At 60.7% G+C, this 26,678-nt stretch carries 28 protein-coding genes; 11 read left to right on the top strand and 17 right to left on the bottom strand.

What is annotated here, in order from left to right:
- Positions 1-151: 151 nt before the first annotated feature.
- The gene (locus NR193_RS19165) at positions 152-565 is read right to left on the bottom strand and encodes a GFA family protein (protein ID WP_256752340.1); all 414 of its coding nucleotides are present in this window, start codon (positions 563-565) and stop codon (positions 152-154) included.
- A gap of 350 nt (positions 566-915) precedes the next feature.
- Between NR193_RS19165 and NR193_RS19160 the strand changes: the two genes are divergently transcribed.
- Positions 916-3,546 carry a patatin-like phospholipase family protein gene (locus NR193_RS19160; protein WP_256752339.1) on the top strand — a complete coding sequence of 877 codons (2,631 nt, stop codon included), beginning with the start codon at positions 916-918 and terminating at the stop codon, positions 3,544-3,546.
- On the opposite strand, the gene map is transcribed toward NR193_RS19160, so the two are convergent.
- Both map and NR193_RS19150 read right to left on the bottom strand, forming a co-directional pair.
- Complete coding sequence (map, locus tag NR193_RS19155) at positions 3,543-4,316, bottom strand: type I methionyl aminopeptidase (RefSeq protein ID WP_256752338.1); 774 nt, start codon at positions 4,314-4,316, stop codon at positions 3,543-3,545. The genes NR193_RS19160 and map overlap by 4 nt on opposite strands.
- Positions 4,313-4,525: a ParD-like family protein gene (locus tag NR193_RS19150; protein WP_256752337.1), complete on the bottom strand. Its 213-nt coding sequence runs from the start codon at positions 4,523-4,525 to the stop codon at positions 4,313-4,315. The genes map and NR193_RS19150 overlap by 4 nt, the downstream gene beginning before the upstream one ends.
- Positions 4,526-4,832: 307 nt before the next feature.
- Between NR193_RS19150 and NR193_RS19145 the strand changes: the two genes are divergently transcribed.
- Entirely contained in the window at positions 4,833-5,138 is a 306-nt protein-coding gene (locus NR193_RS19145; protein WP_256752336.1) for a hypothetical protein, read from the top strand.
- Positions 5,139-6,231: 1,093 nt separating this feature from the next.
- The gene (locus tag NR193_RS19140) at positions 6,232-8,265 is read left to right on the top strand and encodes an acyltransferase family protein (RefSeq protein WP_256752335.1); all 2,034 of its coding nucleotides are present in this window, start codon (positions 6,232-6,234) and stop codon (positions 8,263-8,265) included.
- 205 nt (positions 8,266-8,470) lie between these two features.
- Here NR193_RS19140 and NR193_RS19135 read toward each other — a convergent pair whose 3' ends face one another.
- Positions 8,471-9,115, bottom strand: a complete 645-nt coding sequence (locus NR193_RS19135) for an HD domain-containing protein (protein ID WP_256752351.1) — start codon at positions 9,113-9,115, stop codon at positions 8,471-8,473.
- 182 nt (positions 9,116-9,297) lie between these two features.
- Here NR193_RS19135 and NR193_RS19130 point away from each other — a divergent pair, with 182 nt between their 5' ends.
- Complete coding sequence (locus tag NR193_RS19130; protein WP_256752334.1) at positions 9,298-9,918, top strand: hypothetical protein; 621 nt, start codon at positions 9,298-9,300, stop codon at positions 9,916-9,918.
- Here the strand turns inward: NR193_RS19130 and NR193_RS19125 are convergent.
- The 3 genes from NR193_RS19125 to NR193_RS19115 are packed head-to-tail and all read right to left on the bottom strand — an operon-like array spanning position 9,912 to position 13,809.
- The gene (locus NR193_RS19125; RefSeq protein ID WP_256752333.1) at positions 9,912-10,988 is read right to left on the bottom strand and encodes a hypothetical protein; all 1,077 of its coding nucleotides are present in this window, start codon (positions 10,986-10,988) and stop codon (positions 9,912-9,914) included. The genes NR193_RS19130 and NR193_RS19125 overlap by 7 nt on opposite strands.
- Positions 10,976-12,028, bottom strand: a complete 1,053-nt coding sequence (locus tag NR193_RS19120; protein ID WP_256752332.1) for an adenylosuccinate synthetase — start codon at positions 12,026-12,028, stop codon at positions 10,976-10,978. The genes NR193_RS19125 and NR193_RS19120 overlap by 13 nt, the downstream gene beginning before the upstream one ends.
- Positions 12,010-13,809: a ribonuclease H-like domain-containing protein gene (locus NR193_RS19115; RefSeq protein ID WP_256752331.1), complete on the bottom strand. Its 1,800-nt coding sequence runs from the start codon at positions 13,807-13,809 to the stop codon at positions 12,010-12,012. The genes NR193_RS19120 and NR193_RS19115 overlap by 19 nt, the downstream gene beginning before the upstream one ends.
- Positions 13,810-14,150: 341 nt before the next feature.
- Between NR193_RS19115 and NR193_RS19110 the strand changes: the two genes are divergently transcribed.
- Complete coding sequence (locus NR193_RS19110) at positions 14,151-14,444, top strand: hypothetical protein (RefSeq protein ID WP_256752330.1); 294 nt, start codon at positions 14,151-14,153, stop codon at positions 14,442-14,444.
- On the opposite strand, the gene NR193_RS19105 is transcribed toward NR193_RS19110, so the two are convergent.
- The 4 genes from NR193_RS19105 to NR193_RS19090 all read right to left on the bottom strand — a co-directional run bounded on the left by NR193_RS19105 (position 14,441) and on the right by NR193_RS19090 (position 16,993).
- A complete protein-coding gene (locus NR193_RS19105) occupies positions 14,441-15,226 on the bottom strand; it encodes a 23S rRNA (adenine(2030)-N(6))-methyltransferase RlmJ (protein WP_256752329.1) in 786 nt (261 codons plus the stop codon). The two genes, NR193_RS19110 and NR193_RS19105, sit on opposite strands and share 4 nt — an antisense overlap.
- 98 nt (positions 15,227-15,324) lie before the next feature.
- Entirely contained in the window at positions 15,325-15,933 is a 609-nt protein-coding gene (locus tag NR193_RS19100) for a DUF6456 domain-containing protein (protein ID WP_256752328.1), read from the bottom strand.
- 141 nt (positions 15,934-16,074) lie between these two features.
- Complete coding sequence (locus tag NR193_RS19095; protein WP_256752327.1) at positions 16,075-16,392, bottom strand: hypothetical protein; 318 nt, start codon at positions 16,390-16,392, stop codon at positions 16,075-16,077.
- The gene (locus tag NR193_RS19090; RefSeq protein WP_256752326.1) at positions 16,313-16,993 is read right to left on the bottom strand and encodes a DUF1376 domain-containing protein; all 681 of its coding nucleotides are present in this window, start codon (positions 16,991-16,993) and stop codon (positions 16,313-16,315) included. The genes NR193_RS19095 and NR193_RS19090 overlap by 80 nt, the downstream gene beginning before the upstream one ends.
- A gap of 92 nt (positions 16,994-17,085) precedes the next feature.
- On the opposite strand from NR193_RS19090, the gene NR193_RS19085 reads away from it, so the two are divergent.
- A complete protein-coding gene (locus tag NR193_RS19085; protein WP_256752325.1) occupies positions 17,086-17,367 on the top strand; it encodes a DUF982 domain-containing protein in 282 nt (93 codons plus the stop codon).
- 105 nt (positions 17,368-17,472) lie between these two features.
- Complete coding sequence (locus NR193_RS19080) at positions 17,473-17,781, top strand: DUF982 domain-containing protein (protein ID WP_256752350.1); 309 nt, start codon at positions 17,473-17,475, stop codon at positions 17,779-17,781.
- A 335-nt stretch (positions 17,782-18,116) separates the two neighbouring features.
- Here NR193_RS19080 and NR193_RS19075 read toward each other — a convergent pair whose 3' ends face one another.
- A complete protein-coding gene (locus tag NR193_RS19075) occupies positions 18,117-18,788 on the bottom strand; it encodes a GcrA cell cycle regulator (RefSeq protein ID WP_256752324.1) in 672 nt (223 codons plus the stop codon).
- Between the two features lie 631 nt (positions 18,789-19,419).
- Here NR193_RS19075 and NR193_RS19070 point away from each other — a divergent pair.
- The 3 genes from NR193_RS19070 (at position 19,420) to NR193_RS19060 (ending at position 20,800) form a co-directional block, all read left to right on the top strand.
- Positions 19,420-20,115 carry a helix-turn-helix transcriptional regulator gene (locus tag NR193_RS19070; protein ID WP_256752323.1) on the top strand — a complete coding sequence of 232 codons (696 nt, stop codon included), beginning with the start codon at positions 19,420-19,422 and terminating at the stop codon, positions 20,113-20,115.
- Positions 20,116-20,251: 136 nt separating this feature from the next.
- Complete coding sequence (locus tag NR193_RS19065; RefSeq protein ID WP_256752322.1) at positions 20,252-20,401, top strand: hypothetical protein; 150 nt, start codon at positions 20,252-20,254, stop codon at positions 20,399-20,401.
- 138 nt (positions 20,402-20,539) lie between these two features.
- Positions 20,540-20,800, top strand: coding sequence for a hypothetical protein (locus NR193_RS19060; RefSeq protein ID WP_256752321.1), 261 nt, complete (start codon positions 20,540-20,542; stop codon positions 20,798-20,800).
- Positions 20,801-21,245: 445 nt separating this feature from the next.
- Here NR193_RS19060 and NR193_RS19055 read toward each other — a convergent pair whose 3' ends face one another.
- Positions 21,246-21,548 (bottom strand): hypothetical protein, encoded by a 303-nt coding sequence (locus NR193_RS19055; protein WP_091584880.1) that lies wholly within the window; start codon positions 21,546-21,548, stop codon positions 21,246-21,248.
- A 186-nt stretch (positions 21,549-21,734) separates the two neighbouring features.
- On the opposite strand from NR193_RS19055, the gene NR193_RS19050 reads away from it, so the two are divergent.
- On the top strand, positions 21,735-22,103 hold the full coding sequence (locus NR193_RS19050) for a hypothetical protein (RefSeq protein WP_256752320.1): 369 nt from the start codon (positions 21,735-21,737) through the stop codon (positions 22,101-22,103).
- Positions 22,104-22,169: 66 nt separating this feature from the next.
- Here the strand turns inward: NR193_RS19050 and NR193_RS19045 are convergent, their stop codons facing one another.
- The 4 genes from NR193_RS19045 to NR193_RS19030 form a co-directional block, all read right to left on the bottom strand.
- Positions 22,170-22,619: a lysozyme inhibitor LprI family protein gene (locus NR193_RS19045; RefSeq protein ID WP_375162716.1), complete on the bottom strand. Its 450-nt coding sequence runs from the start codon at positions 22,617-22,619 to the stop codon at positions 22,170-22,172.
- Between the two features lie 55 nt (positions 22,620-22,674).
- Positions 22,675-23,691, bottom strand: a complete 1,017-nt coding sequence (locus NR193_RS19040; protein ID WP_256752318.1) for an ABC transporter permease — start codon at positions 23,689-23,691, stop codon at positions 22,675-22,677.
- Positions 23,688-25,253, bottom strand: coding sequence for a sugar ABC transporter ATP-binding protein (locus NR193_RS19035; RefSeq protein ID WP_256752317.1), 1,566 nt, complete (start codon positions 25,251-25,253; stop codon positions 23,688-23,690). The genes NR193_RS19040 and NR193_RS19035 overlap by 4 nt, the downstream gene beginning before the upstream one ends.
- A gap of 247 nt (positions 25,254-25,500) precedes the next feature.
- Positions 25,501-26,448 carry a substrate-binding domain-containing protein gene (locus NR193_RS19030; protein WP_256752316.1) on the bottom strand — a complete coding sequence of 316 codons (948 nt, stop codon included), beginning with the start codon at positions 26,446-26,448 and terminating at the stop codon, positions 25,501-25,503.
- Between the last annotated feature and the right edge of the window lie 230 nt (positions 26,449-26,678).

Here is a 26,678-nt window from a genome sequence, read left to right as displayed (position 1 = left end):
TCAAACAAAGAGATAGAGCCCCATCCCGATTCCATCGGGATGGAACAGGCTCTAGGTGTTCAGTTCCGCCACATCGCAACCCGCCACGAACGCCACGCTTCAGCCGGCATGGCTTTCGCAAAACTCGCTGCCGTGCGACTCTCGCGACGGTTTATGAGCGCGAAGCCTGGTCTTTCGTATAGTCAGGCCCAAACCGTGTCGGCAGGCCGTCGGCGAGTTTCAACCAAGGGAGCTTCTCTTCAAAAGCGACATGCAGCGTGGGTGCAAATTTCTCCGGCTCCTCCATCGCTGCGGCAAAGAAATGCATGACACCGGACATGTTCTTTGAGCGGAAGGACAGCGGCGAGCCGCATTTATCGCAAAATGTTCTTTCCACACCGGGAGAAGAGTTGAATACCTTCGGTGGCTTGCCCAGCCATCGCCATTGGCTGTCCAGGACGCCAATGTAGGTGGTCATCGGCGCAGAACATTGCCGCCGACAACTTTCACAATGACAGCTCACGCAGGCCTGTGCCGGGCCATCGACTTCAAAGGCAATGGCGCCACATAAGCAATGACCACGCATGCAAATTCTCCTTGAGCCAACTGACTGACCTGACCGATAATTTACACCGGTCGTAGTGAGGGAGTGGCCATGAAATGCGCTGAGCTGGCGCCCAATTCCGACATTCGACGCAAGCGGTTGTGTTCGCGTGCGCCAGGCGTTGCCTCCAAGCTGCATTCGCTACCGCCTTCGCGGCAGTATTGAAATTGTTCGTGGAGTTCCTGCGCCGTGCCGCTGGCGCCAATTCGACAAGCCAGATACGGCCATCCCGCCCACCCCATGGACATGGCCGGCGGTACGCGCTTTAGTGACGCAAGGATATCTCCCTACAATACAGACGACGTGCGGTTCCCAAATAACGGAGATCGAGCGTGCTCCTGAATTTTGTTGATGTCTTTCGTCGCGAACTGAGCGTTATCAATTTCCGTCGCCACGCCATACGCAATGGCATGGTGGCCGAACGCAGGTCGCAGGCCGCAAGCAAGGCCGCTCGCCATTTTGTGGTCGATCGCGGCGACGCGGCGCTCGACGACACAAGGTCCGACCCACAGCGCGGCACGGTCCGGACGGAAAAAACCAGCAATCTTACCGGGATAGCACTGTCGGGTGGCGGCATGCGCTCGGCCTCGTACGGCCTCGGTGTCTTGCAGGCGCTGGCGTCCCTGTCGCCAGCGGGCAGTCCGCGCCCGCTTGATGCCGTCGACTATCTCTCAACCGTGTCGGGCGGCGGCTATATCGGCACGTCGGTCGTGGCCGGGATGATGCAGGACAATCGCTCATTCCCGTTCGAAAGCCGGCTCGATGAAGCGGAAACGCCAGAAACGCAGCATCTGCGTGACTTCTCCAATTTCCTGGCGCCGGCGGGTGCCCCGGACTATCTGGTGACCATCGCGCTGGTGATGCGCGGCCTGCTGGTCAATGCCCTGATCGTTCTGCCGGCTTTGCTGCTGCTCGCGGCCCTGACCATCCTGATCAATCCGACCGTATCCGACCTGATGACGCCCGGCATTTTCGGCTTTTCGGCCTCGAAATTGTCGATGCTCGGCGCAACCATGAAGCACTTTGCGCATACGATGGTTCTTGCCGTGCTGGCCGCATTGCTGATGTTCGGCAGCGCGCTCTACACGTCGTTTGCGTTTCGCAGGGACACACTGGAGAGCCGTGAAGTTCTCGGCCGCGCCCTGGGCGCGCTGGTTGCTTTGGTGCTCGCCTCGGCCATCATCGAGATCCAGCCCCTGGTGCTTTCCGGGATGCTTGCTAGCGCCAACGACAAACAGATCACCTCGGCCAGGGAAGTCATCGTCCTGGCGCAGCCCTTTCAGGATTTGCTTGCGGCGTTCGCGAGCATTCTGCCCTCGCTCGCCACAGTGCTGGCGCCGACGGTGGCGGTTCTCATTTCCGTCGCGCAGAAACTGGCCACGCTTGCGGAGGCATCGCTTGGCGATGTGACCTGGAGTGCGGCGATGAAGAAGAACAGCAGCCGATTTGTGCTGTACCTCGCCGCCGTGATCGTGCCGTTCATGCTGTGGATAGCCTACATATACCTGAGTTACTGGGCGATCCGGAAAGGCGACGAGTGGTGCGGCGTGGAAACCCCGCGCTGGCTGAAAGCGATCACGCATTGCCAAGCGGATTGGTATGCGCATTGGCAGATATGGCCCCTCTCCCGACTTGGTCCGATCGGCGTAACATATCTGGGCGTCGCCTTGGCTCTCTCGGCTGTCTGCCTGTTGATCGGGCCGAATTCGAACTCTCTCCACAGGCTCTATCGCGACCGCCTCAGCCGCGCCTTTCTCATGCAGAGGAAGACCATAGGCCAGAAGCCGTCGGAAGCCGTCGACACCTGGAAATTCTCCTCGTTGAAGCCATTCGACGAGAAAGCCGGAAGCTGGAAGGAGGGTGCCGCCTTCTCGCCCTATCTTCTATCGAACGCCGCCATAAACCTCGAGGGCTCGAAGGACCTCAACAAGCGCGGGCGCAACGCCGACAATTTCATTTTCAGCCCGCTCCATGTCGGCAGCCAGTCGACCGGCTATGTCAGGTCGAAAGATATCGAGCGCGTGGTGCCCGACCTCAGCCTCGCAACGGCAATGGCGACATCCGGCGCGGCGGCGTCCGCCAACATGGGGCGGCAGACCATCAAGATCCTGACGTTCAGCCTTTCGCTCCTGAACATCCGCCTCGGCTACTGGCTGGCCAATCCCGCCCGGATCAATGCCTTCAAGAAAGGCTTGAACCGATGGATCGCGAATGTCGGCACATGGTATTTCGCGGCGGAGACGGCCGGGCTTCTGAATGAGAAACAGCTCAACGTGTACCTGACGGATGGCGGCCACATCGAGAACCTCGGCATCTACGAGTTGCTCCGCCGCCGCTGCAAGGTGATCCTGGCGGTCGACGCCGAGGCTGACCCGGCCCTGACCTTTCCATCGCTGGTCAATCTGGAGGTCATGGCACGCATCGATCTCGGCGCGAGAATCGACCTGGGATGGCAAGCGATCCAGTCCAATTCGCTCGGTATCACGCCAGCAGCGCCCTATGGCCCTGGCGGCCCGCCCGGCCGGCATGGCCCGCACGCCGCCATCGGCATCATAAAGTATGACGACGACGAGACTGGTGTCCTGATCTATGTAAAACCGTCATTGAGCGGCGATGAGAACGACTACATCCTCGACTACTTCAGGCGGTATCCGACCTTTCCCCACGAAACGACCGTCGACCAGTTCTTCACCGAGGAGCAGTTCGAGGCCTATCGCGCCCTGGGGTTCCACGCGGCACGCGGACTTCTGACCGGCGCCGACAATTTTGGCAAGCCGGCGGCGGCCCCGAAAGGCTGGAGCGGCCAGGTTGCCGAAGCGCTAGCCTTGCTCAATGTGCCAAAACCAATGGCAGCGGCGATCGTGGCCCATATCCGGGCTCAACCAGATCAGACCACCCGAGCGACGCCTGCTCGCGCTGCCGTTGACTCAACCAGCCGCCGCCACCGCCGAGAGCCAATCTAATTGGGTCCTGAGCCTGGTTCGTCAGGCCGCAGCGTCAGCACCGACACGCCGCAAGCTGTAACGGCAACGGTGTGCTCGAACTGTGCGGAAAGCGATCCATCTCTCGTCACCACAGTCCATCCATCAGCCTCGGTTCTCACACTCCGTCGGCCTCGATTGAGCATCGGCTCGATCGTGAAAACCATGCCCTCCCGCAGCGCGAGGCCAGTTCCCGGCTTGCCGAAGTGCAAAACCTGCGGTTCCTCATGCATCTCCCGGCCGATGCCGTGACCGCAATATTCACGCACCACGGAATAACCATTTCGCTTGGCATGTCGTTCGATCGCCCAGCCGATGTCTCCGAGACGCGCGCCCGGGCGAACCGACCGGATGCCCATCCACATGGCTTCGTAGGCGGTCTGGACCAGCCTCCTGGCGGCTGGATTCACCTCACCAACGAGATAGGTCTTGCTGGAATCCGCGATATAGCCGTTCTTCTCGAGCGTGATGTCGAAATTGACGATGTCGCCGTCCCGAAGCACGTTCGATTGCGATGGAACACCGTGGCAGACCACATCGTTCACCGAGGAATTCAACACAAAACCATAGCCATATTGGCCCTTGCTTGCCGGCCGGGCCTGGAGATCACGGACGATGAATTGCTCGACCATCTCATTGACCTGAAGTGTCGATAGACCGGCGAGCGAGGTTCGATCCAGCAGCCCGAACACGGACGCCAGCAGCCGGCCTGATTCGGCCAGCAACGCCAGTTCCCGGGGCTGCTTGGTCATGCTTCGCTCACCGCCAGTGGCAGAGCCGAAAAGCCCGCGGAACTAAGCTCGCGCTCAATGATCTCAGTGAAACTGAGCGTCGGATTGGTCTCGCATAGCATGCCGAGCTTGATCCAATATGCGGCCTGCGCATTGATCGAACGAAACGATACTTTGCTCGCTCTACGCACCTGATCGTGCAAATCATCATCTATGTTCACGATGCCCATTTGGACCTCCGTATACGATTCGTATATGGAACGTGTATACGTCGTAGACGAGAAAGCCAAGGGGCAGCGTCGAAAGCGGCTCAGTTCGAGAGCGCCGCTGACAGCGGGTCCACCGGAAGCGCGACGCCGCCAAGCAACGTATCGTGACCGCCGCCACAGCAAGCCGAAGAGCGACAAGCAGTTCCGGGAATATATTTCGCCAGAGTCCTCCATTTTCGCTCAAAAAAACCGGAACTTTCGTCCAGATCTGTCGTTTTCGACAGGATCGTTGCTTCGACGATCCATGAGGCAATAGGAGGATTATGCCATGAATATCAAGATGATCTGCTTTGGCGCCATGACGCTTTCGATGGTTGCTGGCTCGGCCCTCGCCGCCGGCACCACCGGCACATCCGCGCTCGACGACCCGGCCAAGATGCAGCCCTTCTATACGGACTCCAGCATGAAGAAGATGGTCGGCAGTGACGACTTCGTGAAGGCCTGGAAGGCGCTGTCGCCGGACGACCAGAAAATGGTCATGGCGGCCTGCGATGACGAGGCCAAGAACGCGAATGCGGCCAACAGCCATCCGGAATTCTGCAGCAGCGTGAAGGCGAACGGCGGCAGCAAGTAAGCGCGGCTGCCCGGCGGTATTTCGTCCACCTCGACCCAGAGGGCGCAACGCCACCGAAACCGACCCCGCCGTCCTCAGCGTGGCGGCGGGGGTTTGCTATCTCTGCTTGCGGGACCTTCAGGCGTTTAGCCCAGATCCACGGCCAGGGTTATGCGTTCTTTGAGACCACGGCGGCCACGACGGTCGAAAGCTTCTCGCGCTTCACAAGCACCGGCTTTTCGTAGGTCTTTTTCATGTGATGTCCCCAATGGGCCCGATAAGCACACCAGAAGGCACTCCCGGGACGATCTTGTCAACCCGCGCTTGACAGCAGGGACGCCTCTCGTGAGGCGCCCCACCAGAACCGCGAAGGGCGCTTGTTACCCGAGCTGGGAGCTCGATGGAACAGCCGTCACAGCGGACAGCTTTTCGCGTTTGTCGAGTGTCGGCTTTTCGTAGACCTTCTTCATTGAAGTCCCCATGGTCTGGCGCCTCATGCGGCGCGGATCCGGAATCTGTTCAGCCCGTCAGCAGAAAACTGATCGCGGCGACGGCGGCAACGATTCGGTCACAGGTCGTCACCGCGCCGCGATGGACGCTGGCGTCGTCGAAAACGCCAGGCTCGATCAGAGGGGACCGGAAGCCACAAACGAGACGACGCTGGACAGCTTTTCACGCTTTGTAAGCGTCGGCTTTTCGTAAGTCTTCTTCATGGATTCCCCCATACCCCAGATCAACAGTGCTTCGCGCTCCAGTCGTAACGAGGCTCAGGTCGGGCCCGATACAGCGACAGCGACCACCTTCGACAGCCGCTCGCGCTTTTCCAGAACCGGTTTCTCGTAGATCTTCTTCATGGATGCCCCCAATGCCCAGGATTGCCTAGCGGCAGGTCGCAGCAGAAGCCACCGCTTGTCAAGTCGTGGCCAAAAAGTGTTTTCAGGAACGTCACGCAAGCGCCTGGATTTCCAGCGATCTCTCGTCGCCAGCCAGCTGTCCGGCCCATTTCCGTCGCCTTCCCTTTTTCGCCATGTTGCGATGCGAAAGGTTTGTTGCATTGCAATATCAGTCTGCCGGCCGCCGCTGGCGACGGGCGGGCTTGTACGAAGGAGCCGTCATGGCAGCATCGTTCCGGCCGGACATACAGGGGTTGCGCGCGCTCGCGGTTGGCGGCGTCGTCGCCTATCATTTCGGCCTCACCGCGCTGCCCGGCGGTTTTGCCGGCGTCGATATCTTCTTCGTCATCTCCGGCTGGCTGATCACCACCCATCTCATGCAGGAGATCGGCGACACCGGCCGGCTCGACCTCTGGCGCTTCTATGCCAGGCGTGCGCGCCGGCTTCTGCCGGCAGCACTGTTCGTCATCCTGGCCACGCTTGCATCAGGCTATTTTATCCTGGCGCCGCAGGAACAGGCGCTCTATTCGCGCGGCGCCATGTTCGCCTCCGCCTACGCCATCAATCTGTGGTTGCTGCGCTGGTCATTCGACTATTTCGCCACCGACGCCACCAGCAATCCCTTCATCCACTTCTGGTCGCTGTCGGTGGAGGAGCAGTTCTACTTGGCCTGGCCGGCGCTGCTTCTGCTCGCCGCCTGGCTGCGGCCGGGCCGGCGAACGACCGTCGCGGTGATCGGCGTTGCCGGCCTCGCCTCCTTCGCCGCCTGCCTGTGGCTGACCAGCGCATCGCCGGCCTGGGCCTTCTATTTCTCGCCGCTGCGCGCCTGGGAGTTCGCCGCCGGCGGCCTGGCGACGCTGGCGCCGGCGACCCTTCTTTGGCACCGCCCCTGGCTGCGCGCAGCACTTGGGTGGTTCGGCCTGGCGCTGATCGCGACGGCCTATCTCCTGTTGAGCGAGGACCTGCCCTTTCCCGGCTGGTACGCGCTGCTGCCGGTTGCCGGCACGGTGCTGGTGCTGCTCAGCGGCGCGGGCGAGCAGGCCCACAGGCGCGCCCCTGGCCCGGCTGCCGCTCTGTCACTGGCGCCCCTGCAATGGATCGGCACGCTCTCCTATTCGCTCTATCTCTGGCACTGGCCGGTCATCGTCTATGCGCGGATGCTGGTGCCGGATCTCACCGGCCTGGAGCGCCTTGGCTGCGGCCTGCTGGCGCTGGCGCTGTCCGTCTTGACCTACCACCTGATCGAGAATCCGGCGCGGCGCGGCGCCTGGCTGACAGCGGGCGCCCGGGCGCCCAGTCTTGACGCAATTCCGGAGGGAAAGCGCTACGCGCTTTTCCCGGGAAAACCGCTCCGCACTTTTCCTGGAATTGCTCTCATCCCCGCTTTGGCGCTGACCGGCGTGGGCGTGGCGGTGGCCTATGCCAACGCGCATCTGGCCACGCGCAACATCGACCAAGCGCAGCGCGGCATCGAACAGGCTGCCGAACAGCCCTCCACCGCGCGCGCCACCGACAAGAATTGCCTGCTCGACTTCCACACGGTGACGCCCAAGCCCTGCGTGTTCGGCGCGACGGACGCCGCCCACACCATCGTGCTGTTCGGCGATTCGCATGCCGACCACTGGTCGACGCCGCTGGTCGAGGCGGCCAAGCGCAACGACACCAAGGTGGTCACCTATCTCAAATCGTCGTGCCGCGCCTCGCGGCTTTCCACCTTCAACACCGTGCTGAAGCGCGACTACACCGAATGCGACGCCTGGCGCGAACAGGCGATAGCAGACATCATCCGCAGCAAGCCGCGCCTGGTGGTGATCTCGGAATTCTCCATCGGCAATTTGACCCGCGAGATGTCCGCGGCCGGCCGCGCTGCCGAGACCGCGCGCTGGCAGGCCGGCCTGCGCTCGACCTTGCAGGCCTTCAGCCGGGCCGGCGTCGAGACGGCGGTGATCCGCGACACGCCGATCAACGACAGCTTCGCCGACACTTGCGTTGCCCGCGCGCTGTGGCAGCGCGAGACGCCGTCGCGCTGCGACACGCCAAGGGCCGACGCCGCCAATGACGGCGCCGCCGCCGCCGAGCGCGCCGTGGTGGCAAGCGTGCCCGACACGCTCTATGTCGACCTCACCAACCGCTTCTGCGGCCCGAATTCCTGCCACGTCGTCATCGGCGGCAAACTCGCCTTCCGCGACCGGCATCACCTGGCGACTGCGTTCGCGGAGACGCTGGAAGGGCCGATTGAGAGGGCGCTGTTTTAGGGGGGGCAAGTTGACACTAGGAGAGGAGGAAAAGCGCCCGGTCGCCTCCCGTCATGCTGCATTGTTTACCTGCAATGCCGAGACAACTTCGACGTCGCCGCCCCATTCGCATCCTGCTAACGCATCGATGCTGAACACGCAGATACGCATCGTCCACCCTTTGTGCGGATTTTTGCAAAGAAGATTGAAAAAAGCGGGCAGATAACTAAAGCTCCTCGATAAACTCCTCAAGAAAGCGTTTAAGACGATCATGTCGAAATCTGGCAATATTTTTACCGGCTTGAGTCTGAAAGCCCACCGCCAGCGTAAGAAGCTTAGTTTGAAAATGATCGATAGTGTACTTTGATTCATCGTACGAACGACCACGAGCCTGAACGTCCGCAACATCGTATAGTTTCTGGCCCAACCGACCAGCCGTATAGAAGCAACGTGCCACACCAACCATGCCAATGGCATCAAGCCGGTCGGCATCCTGCAAAATCTTGGCCTCGAGCGATTTCGGAACTATCCCTGCCGAATAGCTATGCGCCTCGATCGCATGTGCGACTGCCTCGATGCGACTCTGATTCCAACGGAGATCGAGCAGGATGCCAGATGCTTTCTCCGCCGCGCGTTGCGAACTCTGACTCCGTTCGGGTGAGTTCTTCTCAGCCGACACACAGTCGTGAAGGAGCGTTGCTGCCACGATGATCTCAAGATCGCCCCCTTCTTCACAAGCGATTAACTTCGCATTTTTCCATACTCGAATGAGATGCGAAATGTCATGAGATCCATCGCCTTCGCGCTGAACCGCCAGAGGTACCAAGCTGTTGGCGAGGATTTCGTACGGAGCAAAGTGCGTATTCCTCATGAGCATGATCAATAACCTGTTGAGGGGCTCTATCGGAGTTCCAATTGATCTATATGTGACTCGGTATCATTTTTTGGAGTAGATCGGTGCAGGATCGATACGCTGGGGACATTGGCGACTATATCAAGTTCGCCCTGCTTAGACACTTGAGTGCAGATAGGGCTCTAGGAGTGGCATGGTACTTGGTCCCCGACGAAAGCCACAATTCAGATGGCCGCCATATACAGTATCTCTCCGACTCCGCTAAATGGCGCCGTCTCGACCCTAAACTCTTTGACGTCTTAAAGGCTTTGGCACCCAAATCTCGGTCGGTCACAGCCATCGAAGCGGCAGGCATTCTTGACGCAACATTCTCAAGCGAAAAGATGCATTCTGCAAAGATCCCAGCCTCGGCCAGAGATCGGTACAGAACAGACTGGTTCAAGCGAGTGTTCAGTGATCTTAGCCACTGCGATCTCGTTTTTGCAGATCCCGACAACGGGCTGGTCGACGACGCTGAGGGCCGACGAAGGAGCAACAATTTCCAAAAGCGGATACCGCTAAATGAGGCCACTCAACTGGCCCGCGGCAGGTCTGCGATTATCTACCACCACAACTCACGTTTTCGTGGTGGACACGATGCAGAAGCGCAGCATTGGATGTCACAACTAGGTTGTGATAGCCTCGCTATTCGGGCTTCGGCCTATAGTTGCCGAACCTTCTTCGTAGTCAATCCTGACCCTGTGCTTCGGCAAAAAGTCAACGAGTTCTGCGAAATCTGGTCGGATTATAAGGTTCGACTCCAGACGCAAAGCCGTCAATGACTGGTCTGCAAAGCCTTCACTGTCTTAGAAAGCTCCACATTTGAACGCTCAAGCCCTTCAATTTTGGATGTTAGCGCGCGAATTTGCTCAGATAATTTATCCGACAACTCTGCGGTACTATCCAACTTCATTTTCCATTTGTCCGCATGAGATATCGCCTCCCTTGCGGCAATAATTTCATGCTTAGAGTCCTCCACGTAATTCTTCGATATCTGTATCTGGGTATCTATTGCAGATATAGAGGAATAAAGGAGCGCAGTTCCACCCAATAAAAGACCAGCCAACCCACCCCATCCAATCTTTTCGAAAAGCGCCACCTTCTTCTGAGCTCTCGAAGATTTCTCCAGGGCTTCTTTTGACCTAAGATTTGCCTCATAAACCGCCTCAGGTATCGAACTTTGGATCGGTATATACTCAATTCTCGTATAATGCTTTGATGCCTTTCGTATGAAATCCTCTATATTCCAAAATTGATCTGGACCCGGCTTTGACCCGATGGCCTTCGTCGGCGATACATTTGAAGTAGTCTTTGTAAACTCGATCCAAATCAATCCTTCTGAAATTGGGATATCGTAGTCCTTAGAGGTTAGATTGTGCAGCGGAATGCACAACTTCCCCCAGTATCCTGGGTCTACAAGCGGTCCAGTTCCGAGGAGAAGGCCTCTATGCACATGCCGTATCTGCAGATTGAATCGAAGAGCAATATACTCTGGAAGCCTAAAATCGAGATCGCACTCGACAAAAACAATCGAATTAGCAGGAACAGTAAGACAATTCTTATTGAATGGAACTAATACCAGCTCCCCCTTTTTGAATTCATAAGCCTTACTTCCAATTCTTCCCTCATATGAGGCCTTCTTTAATCGTTTTTTCTTTCCACCAAGATAAAATGGTGAAACCAGACCAGTTGCAATGACATAGTCTGCTATATGCTCCGCTGCCAACAAAGACGGAGAAATCTTCATCGACTTCAATGGATCAGGTTTACCAATGAGATCTTCCGCTATTCGCCTCGCATCCTCCCGTGTAAGAACCTCTTCTTCCTTGTTTTCATTTATCACACGTTCCATGTACAACTCTTGAAGTTTTCGACGACACCTAGGCCATCAAACCCCAACCAATCCGGGGATTTATCGATCCAGGATTCAACGTCAGCCACAAATCTCGACAGCGCGCTTGTCGAATTCTTCAAATCAGCGACAGGCCCGATGTAATCTAGATGGTTTAATACGAGCCGCCTTGGCCTATTCACCAGACATGCTCGTTTCACCAAGTCGACATCAAAATGTCCAACCCGTCGAAGCTTTTGAGTTACGGTAGTGTATTCTCGTATGTCGGCTTTCAACCGAGCGCCAGAAGCAATTGCTGCCCACGTGGTTTCATTCAGCAAAGGGCCAGAATCGCCACTTACTCGAATCGGAAAAGAGCGGATCACCATAGTTACATCATCCACGTCTAGCGGGCTGAGACCCGCTTCGGCAAGCGCACCTGCTGCAGTGGTTGAACGCGACGTCGATTTTGGCCAGTAGCCACCTTCTAGTAAGGAGAGACCAAAGCCTTGTGTCCCTTCAATAATAACTCGGTTTTCGTGGTTTAGTCCTTTCCGAAGACGCTCCGAGATGTCGTCTATAAATGGCTGTAGACTGGCGTGTTGCTCCGCAGTTGGCGATTCAAGCGGGAAATTCGCGGCCTCTCGTGCCGCCGCCGCCATAACAGCGCCTCCCACACCAGAGCCAGTAGATCCAATGGACCCGACCAAACCAGCGTCACGCTCCCAGGCTCTGTGTTGTTCCGTGATAATTCGTGCAAATGGGCTGATGAAAACACGATCTCTTGGGTAGTGTAGTACTTCAATTTCATTCAGCAGCACTTCGACATTGATGTATGAGCCGGCTGGGAAAACTACGTCCACGTTCCGGTCGACACATCCGGCTGGCAACTGCCTCAGTGCCCATTTTTTTCCTGCTCGGTCGTACCCTGTATGACCGGAATTTGGTCCACCAACTCGTACGAGTGTCACAGGCGCCTTTGACCTACGAGCAATTTCAAGAGCAACTTTACCCTTTCCCTCAGAGCCAAACTGTCCGCCCACTACGATTGAGACTGGCATTTTCCTACCTCGTTTATATCTTGTAGTATGCGCTCGGCCAGCGTTTGAAGCTCGGATTTTGTTGCATCGTTCATAAATATCTCGTGCGCCAAACGACTTAGCTCAGCAACTCTGCTCTCTACTTCCGAGCGGACGGCATCCTCGAAACTCCCGTCGGCGGTCCTTTGCTGATATCGTATTCGCCTTAGGCCTTCGGCCGCGTCAATAAAAACATGCTGAAAGCGTGCGCCGAATTTTTCTGTAAGGAAAGCATGGTCTTCTGGAAAGCGAAGCCCATCTACGACAATCCTTTGAGCACCGTCGACGCGCTTCAATGTTTGCTCAGCCAACCATCGCTGTCGTCCAGTATCGTTGATCTGGCGTCCCAATTCTTGACGGTTTGCCCGGTCAAGTTCCCGGCCTTGGTCTCTAAGGAGATCATCGATCACCAGGCTGAAGCGAGTATATGCGAAGCCGCCTCGCTCCAGCGCTTGTGCGAAAGTTGTCTTTCCCGCAGCGATCGGGCCACTCACGCCTATGACGATAGGGCCGGGATCAGCATCCAGCTTTGGAATGATCAATGGTGGTTCCTCCTCGGTCCCCAAGGGCTCGGACAGACCGGCCATATGGAATGTGCCTACAAGTGCCGAGGTGATTGCGTCGAGCTCGTCATGAGAGACATCAATGTCAGTGTAGTCTCCCTCAATGCCGAACTCACTGAGGCCGAGTTTCAACCATTCCACGCCCGCGCCCTTGCGTGGAATTCTCATGATATCCTGAGCAGCGCCCGGATAACTCTCGATAACAGGAATACCCTGTTGCCTGAGCACATTTGCAAGGCGAATGCCCCTGGCTGTCAATTTCTGCATACTCGGGAGAAGGCACGGGTAGACATTCACACCCCGCCGCTTGAGTTCGCGCTCGCACTGCCTCATGATACCAAATCGGTCGCGGCCAGGATCAGTGTCTTCCACCGTTAGTCTGCCAGCTGGCAGGCACAGGGGGGAATCCACAGAGACTAGATCCGGTTTTGCATCGATCGTCCGTGCGAGAATGGCGTCATCGCTGAAGATGGTTTCGGTGCTGGCGTGGGTACCGTCCAACAGACACCAACCAGAGCCACGGCTTTCTGATCCCGTAAGATCGATACCAACGATGCGAGCATTTGCAGCCGGGCCATTTGCAAGAAGGTGATTGAAATGTGGGGCAGAGACTAGATCAGGACTAGCAGGTCGGAGTGCCGGCAGATCTTTCCATCCAGCTGGCGCTGCCCAAGGCAAGAACTTTGTAGGACCGGTGAACAGATCCGGCTCGATCTGCAATAGGTCTAGCACGTGATCAAAAATAGCGCCCATCGCCGCTATATCGGCACGATTATAGCGAACGAGGGTCTGGAGTGCGCCAAAATCGCCTCTAAGATAGCGATGCCACAACAAAACTGCGGCAAAACCATCCAAGTCGCCGATATCAGTCCGCAGGTTGATTCCCAACTGTTTTTCGATTGCCTTTTGCCCGCCCGTTAGGCCAACCCGACGACAGAGATACATAAGATCGAGATGGATTTCAGGCAGGGCGACGTCAGGAAACTCCTGCCGAATGAAGCGTTGGTCAAACCGAATGCCGTTAAACGTTACCAACGCGATCGCGTTTTTTGCATCCTCGGCCAGTTGGCGGTGGCTATCTCCCTTCACGAGAGTGTATGCACTCGCGCCAATTGACCAACCTATGACAGTGATTTCATCGTAATGGTGGCTCAGGCCGGTCGTCTCGATGTCGAGGAACAGTACCCGCTCGGGCTGCATCGCGCACGAAGCGAGATATCCTCTCAATCTAGGTGGAAGCGGGGCTCTAAGCACCGAAGGCCGGGATTCACCGATTGAAGGCGCCAACATCACGCATTCATTCCAATTGCGGCCCTGCGGGCGAACAAGCTAACTGACATTGGGCTGACGCTGGACTTCGGTCTCAAACTTTGCGGCCAAAATGCTCTCCTTGGGCCGAAAATTCGCACCGCGCTTCCCACTGTGTTATGGTTGCCACCCTACCAAATGCTATCGCATTTTGGGGTTTGTTGGCGACCGCCTCTGATTCGTTATACAGAGAATAGTCGACGCGAGGATGACGCGCACCGGAGCTAACGGCATTGAAGCGCAAGAAGTCAGAATTCAAAGTTGGCCGATACGATGTGACGATCGAATCAATGGTTGACAGCACTTCACGCCTCCACGATTACGGATTCGGGCGAGAGACATGGTACCGGGGCGTCAAGATGATGCAACGATATGGCTCGGACAAGGCCCTTGAACTGATGGATGATCGCGCAGACAGGGCTCTGGCCCGCAGTGACATTGTGACTTGTCAAAAATGGCGTGATTTGATGGCTGTCATCCACGCGATTGAGAACGATGAGCCACAGCCAATCGACCGCATCCACTAATTGCGGCCAGTCAACCATTCAACGGACCATGTGGTGTTTGCACCGCCTAGCAGCGGCGTCAACTCGTGGCATAAGTTGCGAAGCCTGTCATCTACCGTCCAAGGCGTGTTGCATATAACAAATCCGCTTCCAGCCAAGCGGGCGCCGTCTCGCAAAAAAGGTGCGAATTCTGCTCGCAATATCTTGTTGAACCCCGCGGAAACCGCGGCCTTGGCCACTGCGTCTCCGATTGTGGAATCCTTAATCGGGTACCAAACAAGAAATATGCCAGTTGCCCACTTTTTCGCCCCCTTACGAAGAACGTTTGCGAGATGCTTCGTTTCATCTTTCTGTTCAAAAGGCGGATCGATGAAAACCAATCCACGTCGTTCTGGTGGAGGCAGCAGAGCTCCCACCACCTCATATCCGTCGCGCAGTTGAACTGTAACCCTTCGGTCTCGCCGATAGCGTTTTTGCAAAAGCTCTCCATCCTCGGGGTGTAGTTCACAAGCTACGAGACGATCCCCATTTCGGAGCATGTTCCGGATTATCTCCGGCGATCCGGGATATGTCCTGAGCCCGTCTCTATTCAGGTCGCCTAGGAGTTTTGCATAGGCCGGCGCGGAAGCGAGCGGCTTGCCGAACATTCTTCCAACGCCATATTCCTTTTCACCAGTTCGATTGGCCTCATCCGAACTGAGATCATACAACCCAACACCAGCGTGCGTGTCCAGCACCATGAAGGGCTGCACTTTTTGAATCAGGCGCTCAAGTATGATCGTCAAAGCGGCATGCTTGAACACTTCAGTGTGATTCCCAGCGTGAAACGCGTGCCGATAATTCATAGTCCTGCTCTCGTGGAGTTCTAACGCATCCTCTAGGATGCCTGCTGGCGAGATGTCTATGGATTCCCCACCCTCCGCCCCATCATCATCCCATAATGCACCGCCAGCAGGTCCAGCCCGACCTTCAGCAGCTTCGTCACCACGTCCCTGCCTTCCCCCGTCTGCTCGGCCAGGCTCTTGATCGAGCCGCCGGCGCAGCAGACTTGCCGCACCACGGCGGCCACCTCCCAGTGGCATAGCGCCCTTGTGGCGGCGGCGTGCGCGCGGCCGGCGTCGAGCACGCTGTCGGCGATGCCGCCGCCCTGGCGGCCGCCGTCGACGCGCTCGGTCCAGCGCATCGGTTTCACGCTCGCCTGCTGGCTGCACTGGAAATCCTCGCGGTAGCGCTGGCCGGCCTCGCGCTGCTGGCGCGACAGCGAGGTGATGCCGATGAGCGGGTCGACATTGCGCACCCGCACGATGCCGCCGGTGGCGGTGAAGCCGTCATTCGACACCTCGTAGACGCGGCTTGCCTCCTGAGTGCCGGTGGCCAGCCGCTTGCGGCCGAAGGCGTCGTCCCTCAGCGCGAAATCATGGCCGATCTCGCGGCGGATGCGCACCTGCTCGGCCTCGCCCTTCGGCAGCTTCGGCGCCTGCGGTTTGGCGGGTCTGGTTTTCTTGGCCATGGGGAGCTCCTTGGTTGGGGGTTGGGTTTCGAATTGGGTTTTCAGGAATTCTGGGCTCAGGCGATCGGCGCTCCATTTTGCCGCTTCGCTCGCGTAGGGCTGGCGCCGACCGAACAGGCAGCCCAGCAAATGCGCGCATCCTTACGCAGCCCCCCTTCTTCCCACCGGTTGCGCCAGCGTGCCTGCCGCCCGCCTCGCCAGCAGTTCGCGGATGGCGCGGCGTTCGCGCAGTTCGATGCAGAGCTGCGCGCTGGAGGGGCAGAACTGCGCGTTGCCGGTCTTCACCTCGCCGCGCATGAAGCGCTGGATGGCGGACTGCAGGTCGGCCAGCTCGGCCTCCTGCACGGCGCTGAGATAGCCGCGCATCTGCATGTCGACGTCAGTCAGCGCGGATTGCGGGAAGCATGAGAACATCGCGGCCAGCGCCTTCGTCGCCTGCTGCAATTCGGCTGCGGTCATGGTTCCGGATCTCCTCGATGATGGCGTTGGCGGCGTCGGTGTGGGTTTTCGGCTGATGCCAGCCGGCCGGCTTTTTCGGCCTGGCGGTGCGCGGGGAGAAGCGCCGCGCGTCTTCTTGCCTCCGGCCCGCAAATCCCTGCGCGTTTTCGGGGGAAAAGGCGCCAGCCTTTTCCCGGGAAAAAGCGTCAGCTTTTTCACTCTGGTTTCTGGACTCTGGAAGATGCCGCGGCAAAGCGCCGGCATTTGCCGCCGCATGCGCCTTTGTTTTCAACGCGGTGGCGGCCCCGCCGCGTGCGCCGGCGGCGGCCCTCGCCTGGCTTTTGCCCTGGGCTTTGTGCAGCTCCCTGGTCAGCCGCCCGTGGCCGATCTCGCCGCCCTCGCGCTCGAAAAAGGTCAACAGGTCGACGCTGAGCGCGCGCCATTTCTTCAGCGACAGCCGCGCCACGCGCGCCAGCTTGGCGTCGTCGTCGGGCAGCCGGCCGCCAGCGTTCCACATCGCCATCAACAGCAGCATGTAGGCGCCGATCTGCTCGGTGGAGAGCTGCAACGTGTCACCGACGAAATCGGAGACATAGAGCTGCATGAAGGGCCGCTCGCTCATGCCGCCGCCGCGCCCGTATTCAAGCCACGGCTGATGGAACCAGCGGCGGGTTTCGACGTTTTGTCGCGTCGATGACAAGGGGAGGTTTGCCGATGACGGCCTTCATGCCGGTTACTCTGCGATTTTGCGACAACAGGACCATGCTGGTTGGCTCGGTGGCCGACGCCGCGACGGCGCTCGGACACCAATGGCCCGACAAGACCGCGCCTGGTTACGTCGAGGCGGCGAGGCTGGTTGGGTTGGCCGTGGACGGCACCTGCACCCAGCGCATCGCCTTCGACGCCTTCATCAAGGTGGCCGGGCAGCAGGGCATACTGGTTGCCAAGCCGCGGAGCCGGGCGCATGATTGGCTCGACGCCGCCGCCGGTCCGTGACGCCGGCGCGGATGTGATGCAACCGCCCGCCAGCCTTGCGCGTTTATGAGTGCGGGCTTGAATGCCGCGCGCAATGCCAGATCGAAGGTGAACGCCGTGGGTACGATGAAGACCGGGGTGCCGCTCAAGGTGCGGATGGAGGGCCAGGTGGAAGAGATCGACAGCGTCAGCGACGCCGCCGATTTCCTGCAGCGCTGGCCGATCGAGCGGCGCGGCCACATATACCGCAGCGCGCTCAATGCCTGCAGTGCGGCCATCGCCGCGCAGATCTCCGAATCCGATGCCATGAAGGTGTTCACCGGCTTTGCCCGGGTCAGCGGCATCCTCGTTGCCGACGGCGGCCCGGCCATGATGCTCGAGGCAAGGACCGTGCAAAGCCGCATGCCCAGGCAAGGCCGCCATATCCCGAAATAAGGCGGTGGGGCTTTCGTCTCGATCCTGCTTCATCTGAAATCCTCGCGACCGCTCGTGCGCGTTTGCCTGCCATGTCAGCGCCGCCCTCATCCGCTTGCCGGCACGTGGACGGGAGAAGAATTAGGCTCCTGCGCTGACAGCCCCCTCTCCCCGTCCCTATACGGGGGTCCGGAGGACGGGCGAGACCGCGGCTCGCCCCGGAACGGGTAAGGGTGAGGGGCAGCGCCAACGCTTCGGCAAGTGGGCGACCGAACTCTCAACTCTGCTACGCCAGTGCCGCCCCTCATCCGCCTGCCGGCACCTTCTCCCCGTATAGGGACGGGGAGAAGGGACGCTCACCCCGGCGCCACCTCGAAAACGCGGCGGCGGAAGCGTGCCTGGTGGTAGTCGCAATAGCTTTTCAGCGCCCTGGTGCGCATGCCGCAGCACAGCATGTCGGCGCCCGGCCGGCCGCCCGGCGCATCGTTTTCAGGGTCCTCCTCCAGCGTCAGATCCAGCGGCGCGCGGCAGCGGCCGAACAGGCAGTCGATGAAGCGCATCGCCACGCCATGCGGCTGGCGGCCGATGACGGTGCGCGGCGGCACCGGCACCTCGAGGCGATAGGCCTGGCCGTCGGCCACCAGCACGCCGACCTCGCGCGCATACAGGCGCGGCGGCAGCCAGGCCGGCGGCGGGTCCCACCTCGGCCGGGCGACACCCTTGCGGGCACCGGCGCCCTTGGCGGTGGGCCCAACCTTGCCAACAGCCGCCTTGCCCTCGGCGGGCGTACCGCCCGCTCGCTTGCTTGCGGCTCTTTCGCCCGCGCCGCGCTTGGCGCCGGCCGGTCTGCCATTGGCAAAGCCGATCGCGCCCAACATGGCGTTGCGGTGCACGATGCCGATGATGGCGTTGCGCGACACGCGCGCGCCGCGCAGTGCGCTGAACGCCGCCGCGATCTTCGAGGCGGAAAGCCCCTCCTTCAGCCAGCGGGCGATCTCCTGCAATTCCGCGTCGCTGTAGCTTGCCATCTCCAGGCTCCGTCCAGGGTTCCGCCTTCGGCCGCGCTCGAGAGCACGCGCCGTCAGGCAAGCGTCAGGGGACCGGCCCCGAGTGTCGGGAGCCGCGATCAAGGTTTGTGAGGTTCGAGGGCCGGCTTCTCGCCGGCGTCAGCCGGGGCGGATCGATTGCCTGGCCGCGAGGCGCGAAAGCCGCACTTCGGCCGCAGGTCTGTCAGGCGCGGATACCGCCCTGCCCGTTGCCCGGTCGAACAGGACAACGGTGCCGTCCTGCGTGCGGATGCACGACCGGCCGGTTGGCCCGGAAGAACCCGGGCCGGCGCCATGCCGGCCGAATTGGGGGCCAGAGCCGCGGGGAGCGGCGGCTCCGGCCGTTCCGGCCGCCAGTGACGGGCGAACCGGACCCGAGGGCGATGCACGCAAGCATCGAGCCTCAGGCTTCGCCCCGGCCGGGGAGGAGGACGGCCGGGACGGAAGCGAATGGGTGACGGCCTTCGCCGCCGGATGCGCCTCGGATGAGGCCGGCGCCAGGGCGCCATCGAAGTTGGACAGGTTCTGCATGACCAGATATAAGCATAACTCAAAAATAGATGCAAGCCATTCTTTCATAGACGAGAGCCGCTTTCATCGCTCACATGGCGCCATGGCAAAGACGGAACTGTCGATCAAGGTCGGGGCGGCGATCCGCAAGGCGCGCAAGCAGCGCGGCCTGGTCATGCGCCATATCGCCGAGCACAACGACACCGATGTCGCCGCCGTCGGCAACTGGGAAACCGGCCGCAACCTGCCCAAGACCGAGAACCTGCTGAAGACCGCCGCCTTCCTGCGCGTCGACCCCGTCGCGCTTGGCCAAGGGCAAGTCGTCTTCCTCGACGATGCCGGCCCGGTGGCGGATGCCGAAATCGTCACCGATGCCGCCCCCCTGCCCGCCGGATCAATGGATATCGAGGTGCTGGGGGCCGCAGTCGGCGGCGACGATGGCGACTTCACCTTCAACGGCGAGCCTGCCGGTTACGTCCAGCGCCCGCCGGGGGTTCGCAACCTGCCGAAAGTATTTGCGCTGCATGTGCTCAGCGATTCCATGGTGCCGCGCTACGAACCCGGCGACCTGATCTATTGCGGCGGCCGCGACGCCGTGCCCGGCGACCATGTGGTCATCGAGACCTTTCCCGAAGAGAACGAGCGCAACGGCAAGGCCTTCATCAAGAAGCTGGTCAAGCGCACCGCCGCCGAACTCGTCGTCGAGCAGTACAATCCGCCCAAGACGCTGACCTTCAACCGCTACGCCATCAAACACGTCTGGCGCGTCATCCCGCTGAAGGAACTGCTGGGGTATTGAGGATGAGCAACGCAGCCGAGAGCAATGTTAGGTAGTGGGTCAGTTTGAAATTTGAAATGCGAAAGCGCCTATCCCGGTTTGCCCGCGTAGGCGGACACGCCTATACGCTTAGTGGAAAGCATTGTGGAGATGCGCGATGACGATCTCGGGGATCCTGGCGGCTCTAGGCGGACTTATTGTTCTAGGCATCATCGTCAAAGGCTTTTGGGGTGGCGATCGGGTCAAGCCGATCGAACAGCCAGACAATTGGCAAAATCATACTTCTGGTGGTCCAGGAGAGGTATGATGCCCACCGGACCTAAGCGATGATACCAGGATGAACTTTGCAGACGCGCGCGAAGCCGATTAGGTCACGTTCGGAAAAGAATGGTGCCTTACGCACGATGAATGCATCCATCGTTGCCGATGGAAAGAGCAACCTACATTGACGCATTTTCTGACGATAGACTTTGATCCGGAGCAGGCTGAAACTGACGCCCTTATTCATCGCGTGCGCAATTTCGGCGAAGACGTTTATCGCTACCTGCGGACCACCGGCTGGGGCGAAATCAAGATGGCCGAGGTCGATGCCGCCATGACCCAACTGATAATCCGAGACATTAAAGGCTCAAAGCTGCGGCGAGTCCGTGCTTGGATCGTAGACGAGATGAATCGGCATCATCTGTCTGGGGTGATTTCAAACTGACCCACTACCCAATGTTACGACCCCTGCCACGCGCGACGTGGTATGAGGCACAGGGCCGTGTTCCGAATCGCGTACGGTTCTGCACCGTAGTAACGTTCCGATGTCACGGCATGGATCCTAGGGTCTCCGCGACGCCGCTGCGCGGCTGCTCCGCCCTAGGATGACGAAGGGAGAGAGGCTTCGGCTATTCTCCGAAGTTGCGATTGCTGTGGTCGTCGACGGCAACGGCCCACGAGTTCCTCTCATATGCCAGTCTCCGGCCTCGGCGGTTTGCCGCTGGCTACATGAACTTCGTCATCCTAGGGCGAAGCAGGAGCGAAGCGACGTCGCGAAGACCCTGGGATCCATGCCGTGACCGAGGCGAAGAGCTCAGCGAGCCAGAACAAATCCAGCCAGACTCGGTCCGTCCGGCATTTGCTCAGCCACCACCCTACCAGCCCCCTCGTCAAGCCCGCTTCGATCCCTCCAGCGGCACCTCGCGGTCGTTCAGCATCCGCGCTTCGCTGCGCACACGCTGGCGCTCGTCGATGAACGCCGCCTGGATCGACACCGCGGCGCCCGGCAGCCCGTCGGCGCGGCAGGCCGAGCAGACGATGCGGCCCGACAATGCGGCCAGCGGCGTGTTCCCCGTCACCCCGAACCGCTTCAGCTGATCGGGCCGCCACCACCTGTTGCGGCCGCAATCGGCGCACTCGACCGATATCGAGGCGACATGCGCGATCACCGGTTCCTTGCCTGGCAATGCCATCGCCCCTCCCTTGCCTTTTGTTCCTGATTTGTTCGCATATTCCTGCCTTTTGGCGCGAGAGTCGAGTCGCGCTTTTCAAACTTCTCCAAAAGTTTTTCTTCTACAAATATTTGAGTTATGCTTATATACACTCACAAATGTGAGTCGGAGGGAGAACCGCCCGCCGCATCAGTTCCGGGAGCGACGATGCACGCCCTTGCCGCCGATTTCGCCCGCGCCTGCGGTTACACCGGCGACAGCCCTGCTCTGCTCGAAGCCTTCGAGGCGATCCGCCGCAACGGCATCGAGCGTGCCCGCCACGATCACATGAGCCGCAAGGCCGTCATCGACGAGCTGAAACAGTCAGAAGCGCTGTTCCTGGCGGCGATCGGCCCGGCGCTGTCGGCGGAAGAAGCCGTCGAGGATGCCACCCGCTTCATCGCCTGCTGGCGCAACATGCCGCGCTGGCGACAGGAGCGGCGCCTGGCCGACCTTGCCAGGGCCAGGCAGCAGCGCCTCGTGGCGCGCTTCTTCCGTCGATACGGTCATCGGCTCTGGGCAAGGGAGGCGGCGTAGGTGCCCAAACCTGGAGAAGATGGCCGGCTAGGACGTCCCCGCAAAGGAGCGCTCGCGCGGCCGCCATTAATGCGGGATCAACTCCAACAAATCAAAAACCCTTCCCGCTCCATGTCTGGTCTTGCACGCACCATAGTCCATTAAGGCCCTCGTGCCGTCATAGTCGGAAATGGCAGCGCAATCGAACTTGTTCCACGCGCTCCACATAGACTGCGATTTTGCAGTCTCGCTCGATGCTTTTCCCGATTGCACGAGCCGAGCATAGACATCGTCGACAATGCTGGTCCACGCGGCGCCCGAATAGCCGGTACATTGATTTATGGCGGACTGATTTTGGCTGCCATTGTCAAATTGCGTGCGGCAAATCTCGATTGGCTTGAACACGCAGGAGTCACGCTCTTTACTGTCTTCGAACTCGTCCAGGCACTTCACGGCAATCCGCTTTGCGGACGCTACCCCCTGCTCGTCGCTCCAATCATACAGCCCATCCGCGGCGTGGGCTTGAGACACAAGCATCGCCACCACTACCACGCTTCGGCAGGCTCTGGTTAAAGCTGTCCTCATCGCCCCCTCACCTTCTTACCCGCGACTTCAACCACCGATCGAACGCCACCGCCAGGATCAGGATCAGGCCGATGACGATGCTTTGCGTGTAGGACGACACGTTGTTGAACTGCAGCCCGTTCTGCAGCACGCCGATCAGGGCCGCGCCCACCACCGTGCCGCCGACCGAGCCGATGCCGCCGAACAGCGACGTGCCGCCGATGACGACGGCGGAAATGACCGTCAGCTCGTAGCCGATGCCGGCCACTGCTTCCGACGAGTTGAGCCTGGCCGACAGCACGAAGGCGGCAAGCCCGGCGAAGAAGCCGACGATCACATAGACCGAGACCAGGATGCGGTCGACGCGCAGGCCCGACAGCCGTGCCGCCTCGGCATTGCCGCCGACGGCATAGACGGCGCGGCCGTAGCGCGTGTAGCGCAGCACGATGTGGCACAGGATGGCTGCCACCGCGAAGATGATCGCCGGCACCGGCACCGGGCCGATCAGGCCGGTGCCGAACCAGCGCATCGAGGCGTCGAAGCCCGAGATCGGACCGCCATTGGAGATGGTCAGCGTCAGCCCGCGAAACACCGTCAGCCCGCCCAGCGTGACGACGAAGGGCGGCACCTTCAGCCTGGTGATGGCAAACCCCTGCACGCCGCCGGCGGCGGCCCCCACCACGACGGCGGCCAAGAGGGCCGCGAACCAGCCATAGCCTTGCGTGCCCGACGTCGACAGCGACAGCGTGTTGGCGGTGCCGCCCTTGGCGACCACGGCGGCGACCATGCCGCAGAAGGCGAGCAGCGAGCCGACCGACAGATCGATGCCGGCGGTGAGGATGACGAAGGTCATGCCAAGCGCAATCAGCCCGGTGATCGAGATCTGCCGCGTGATGTTGAAAAGGTTGATCGGATCCATGAAGCTCGGCTTCAGCACGGTGAAGACGACGATCAGCGCGGCCAGGAACAGCAGCGGCCCGAAACTCATCAGGAGCCGCGCGAAATTGATGCCGCCGCGCTGGTTCTGTTCGCCCGCCACGCTCATCGTGCCTGCCCCTTCGCGTCCTGCCTGTCGAGCGCCATCAGTTCCATCAGTTTTTCCTCGTTTGCCTCGACGGCCTGCATCTGGCCGGTGATGCGCCCCCGGCGCATGGTGACGATGCGGTCCGACACCGCCAGCACCTCGGGCAGTTCGGACGAGATCATCATCACCGCGATGCCGCGCGCCGCAAGCTGCACCAGGATCTGGTGCACCTCGGTCTTGGCGCCGACATCGACGCCGCGCGTCGGCTCGTCGACGATCAGCACCTTGGGATCGCGCGCCAGCCAGCGCGCCAGGATCACCTTCTGCTGGTTGCCGCCCGACAGGCCCTCGATCGCCTGCTCGGCCGAAGCCATGCGGATCGACAGCATCTTGCGGAAGCCGGCAAGCGCATCGCGCTCGCGCCGCTCGGCCATGAAGCCGAAGCCGTTGCTGAAATGCCCGAGCGACGCGACGGAGAAATTCGGCAGGATGCCCAATGCGGCAAAGATCGCCTGGTGCTTGCGGTCCTCCGGTACCAGGCCGATGCCGAGCGCGATGGCGTCGGCGGGCGATGCCGGCGCGATCTGCCTGCCGTCGAGCGTGATGGTTCCCGCCGCGATGCGGTCGGCGCCGAAAATGGCGCGCGCCAGTTCGGTGCGGCCGGAGCCGACCAGACCGGCGACGCCGAGGATTTCGCCGGCCTTCAGGTCGATGTCGACGCCGTCGAGCACGATGGCATGCGGCGCATCGGGGTCGCGCACGGTGCGCAGGCCGCGCACCGACAGCCTGATGTCGCCGGCAGCGGCGCGCTGCGCCGGCCGCGCATAGAGTTCGGACGCGGCGCGGCCGACCATCTTCTCGATGATCCTTGGCAGTTCGATCGGTCCGTTGTCGCGGTCGAGATGCCCGGCCAGCCTGCCGTCGCGCAGCACCGTCATGCGGTCGCAGATGGCGGCGGCCTCCTCCAGCCGGTGGGTGACGAACATGATGGCGACCTTGTCCTTGCGCAGCCGGTCCATGATCGACAGCAGGCGCTGTACCTCCGTCTCGGTCAGCGCCGAGGTCGGCTCGTCCATGATGATCAGCCGGCTTTTCACCGACAGCGCGCGGGCGATCTCGACAAGCTGCTGTTCGGCCACCGACAGCGCCGAGACCGGCGTCATCGGATCGATCGTCAGACCGACGCGGGCGATGATCGCGCGCGAGTCTTCCTCCATGCGCCGCCAGCTGACCAGCCCGAGCGGACCGGTCGGCGCGCGGCCGATGAAGATGTTCTCCGCCACCGTCAGCGTCGGGATCAGGCTGAGTTCCTGGTAGATGGTGACGATGCCGAGCTGCTTGGCATCCTGCGGGCTCGCCGGCTGATAGTCGGCGCCGTCGAAGGTGATGCGGCCGCTGGACGGCGGCATGACGCCGGACAGGATTTTCAACAGCGTCGACTTGCCGGCGCCGTTCTCGCCGAGCAGCCCGAGGATTTCGCCGGGCCTGATGTCGAGCGAGACGTCGCTCAACGCGGTGACGCCGGAAAAATGCTTGGTGACGCCTTCGACGGCGAGCAGGACGGGTGCGGCTTCAGCTGGCAACGGTTGCTTCCTTGGTGAAATTCATCCGGGCTCCGTCGGCGCTTGAACGCCCCCCTCTGTCCTGCCGGACATCTCCCCCTCAAGGGGGGAGATTGGCCGTGTCACCGGTGGCACTTTTCCTTGGACGTTGAAGGATTGGGGAAAACAGCACAAATAGCCGATCTCCCCCCTTGAGGGGGAGATGCCCGGCAGGGCAGAGGGGGGCGATGCCTCGCCTGCCTTGCCAATCGGCCGATCCCAACCAGCCCTACTTCGTCTCGCCAATCCGCTCCGCCTTGTCGAGATTGTCCTTGCCGATGACGATCGGCGTCAGCAGCACCAGCTTCTCCTTCGGCTCGGTCTTGTCCTTGGCGTAGGCGACCGCGATGCGAACGGCCGTGCGCGACTGCTCGCCCGGGAACTGCTCGACGGTGCCGGCAAGCTTGCCGTCGCGCACCGCCACCAGCGCTTCCGGCAACGCGTCGAAGCCGTAGATCTTGACGTCGGTGAAGTTGCGGGCGGCACACGCCTCCATGGCGCCGAGCGCCATGTCGTCATTGGCGCAGACGATGGCGTCCGGCTTGCCGTTGGCGGCGAGCCCCGCCTCGGTCACCGACAGCGCCTCGGCGCGGGCGAAGTTGGCGGTCTGCTCGAAGATGATCTGGTACTTGTCCTTCAGCGGATCGAGCACGTTGTGCACGCCCTTGTTGCGGTCGATCGCGGGCCCAGCACCCGGCTGGCCCTGCAGGTGGAAGATCTTGGCGCCGTTGGGGAACGCCGCCACCATGGCGTTGGCCTCCGCCTCGCCGCCCTTGACGTTGTCGGCGCCGACATGGGCGAGGATGCCCTCGACGCCGTCGACGCGGCGGTCGATCGTCACGACCGGAACACCCGCCTTGACCGCTTCCTCGATGGCCGGCGCCAGCGCGTTGACGTCGAGCGGCGAGATGACGATGGCGTTGACCTTCTGCACCAGGGCCGCCTCGATGTCGGCGGTCTGCTTGGTGGCCGAGTTCTGGCCGTCGCTCTCGGTCAGGTTGACGCCCTGCGTGGCGGCCTCGGCCTTGATCTCGTTCAGCATGTGCACAAAGAACGGAAAGCCGAGACTGGGCACCGAGCCAAGGATGGTGAGCTTGTCCTCGGCGAACACCGAGGGCGCGGCAATCATCATGGCGCCGAACGCCGCGGACGACAGCAGGAATTCACGTCTGTTCATGGGATCCTCCTCCACAAGAACGCACGACCCCGAAAACCGGGACCGGTTTCAGGAGGATCATGCGTCGGTTCAAAGTGTTGGAGCATCCTCCCTGCGCTAGACAACGCATGCCGCTCCAGCTGGCCGCCGCTGTAAAAAAGAGCCTCCCATCGACGCCTGCGCGGGGATGCTAACCCAGGGTCAACCATTTGTGCAACATCGATATAACAGAGCTGCCGGGGCAAATTATC

Source organism: Mesorhizobium sp. Mes31 (genome assembly GCF_024519675.1).
Classification (GTDB): Bacteria; Pseudomonadota; Alphaproteobacteria; order Rhizobiales; family Rhizobiaceae; genus Mesorhizobium.
This window is presented reverse-complemented; position numbering and strand designations above follow the sequence as displayed.

Coding starts and splice junctions, on each gene's coding strand:
- NR193_RS19100 (WP_256752328.1), bottom strand. CDS start 15,933: ATGGCCAAGAAAACCAGACCCGCCAAACCGCAGGCGCCGAAGCTGCCG.
- NR193_RS19115 (WP_256752331.1), bottom strand. CDS start 13,809: ATGCAGCCCGAGCGGGTACTGTTCCTCGACATCGAGACGACCGGCCTG.
- NR193_RS19050 (WP_256752320.1), top strand. CDS start 21,735: ATGCACGCCCTTGCCGCCGATTTCGCCCGCGCCTGCGGTTACACCGGC.
- NR193_RS19145 (WP_256752336.1), top strand. CDS start 4,833: ATGAATATCAAGATGATCTGCTTTGGCGCCATGACGCTTTCGATGGTT.
- NR193_RS19080 (WP_256752350.1), top strand. CDS start 17,473: ATGAAGACCGGGGTGCCGCTCAAGGTGCGGATGGAGGGCCAGGTGGAA.
- NR193_RS19095 (WP_256752327.1), bottom strand. CDS start 16,392: ATGACCGCAGCCGAATTGCAGCAGGCGACGAAGGCGCTGGCCGCGATG.
- NR193_RS19055 (WP_091584880.1), bottom strand. CDS start 21,548: ATGGCATTGCCAGGCAAGGAACCGGTGATCGCGCATGTCGCCTCGATA.
- NR193_RS19070 (WP_256752323.1), top strand. CDS start 19,420: ATGGCAAAGACGGAACTGTCGATCAAGGTCGGGGCGGCGATCCGCAAG.
- NR193_RS19085 (WP_256752325.1), top strand. CDS start 17,086: ATGACGGCCTTCATGCCGGTTACTCTGCGATTTTGCGACAACAGGACC.
- NR193_RS19140 (WP_256752335.1), top strand. CDS start 6,232: ATGGCAGCATCGTTCCGGCCGGACATACAGGGGTTGCGCGCGCTCGCG.
- NR193_RS19125 (WP_256752333.1), bottom strand. CDS start 10,988: ATGGAACGTGTGATAAATGAAAACAAGGAAGAAGAGGTTCTTACACGG.
- map (WP_256752338.1), bottom strand. CDS start 4,316: ATGACCAAGCAGCCCCGGGAACTGGCGTTGCTGGCCGAATCAGGCCGG.
- NR193_RS19165 (WP_256752340.1), bottom strand. CDS start 565: ATGCGTGGTCATTGCTTATGTGGCGCCATTGCCTTTGAAGTCGATGGC.
- NR193_RS19090 (WP_256752326.1), bottom strand. CDS start 16,993: ATGAGCGAGCGGCCCTTCATGCAGCTCTATGTCTCCGATTTCGTCGGT.
- NR193_RS19135 (WP_256752351.1), bottom strand. CDS start 9,115: ATGAGGAATACGCACTTTGCTCCGTACGAAATCCTCGCCAACAGCTTG.
- NR193_RS19075 (WP_256752324.1), bottom strand. CDS start 18,788: ATGGCAAGCTACAGCGACGCGGAATTGCAGGAGATCGCCCGCTGGCTG.
- NR193_RS19065 (WP_256752322.1), top strand. CDS start 20,252: ATGACGATCTCGGGGATCCTGGCGGCTCTAGGCGGACTTATTGTTCTA.
- NR193_RS19030 (WP_256752316.1), bottom strand. CDS start 26,448: ATGAACAGACGTGAATTCCTGCTGTCGTCCGCGGCGTTCGGCGCCATG.
- NR193_RS19045 (WP_375162716.1), bottom strand. CDS start 22,619: ATGCTTGTGTCTCAAGCCCACGCCGCGGATGGGCTGTATGATTGGAGC.
- NR193_RS19120 (WP_256752332.1), bottom strand. CDS start 12,028: ATGCCAGTCTCAATCGTAGTGGGCGGACAGTTTGGCTCTGAGGGAAAG.
- NR193_RS19150 (WP_256752337.1), bottom strand. CDS start 4,525: ATGGGCATCGTGAACATAGATGATGATTTGCACGATCAGGTGCGTAGA.
- NR193_RS19040 (WP_256752318.1), bottom strand. CDS start 23,691: ATGAGCGTGGCGGGCGAACAGAACCAGCGCGGCGGCATCAATTTCGCG.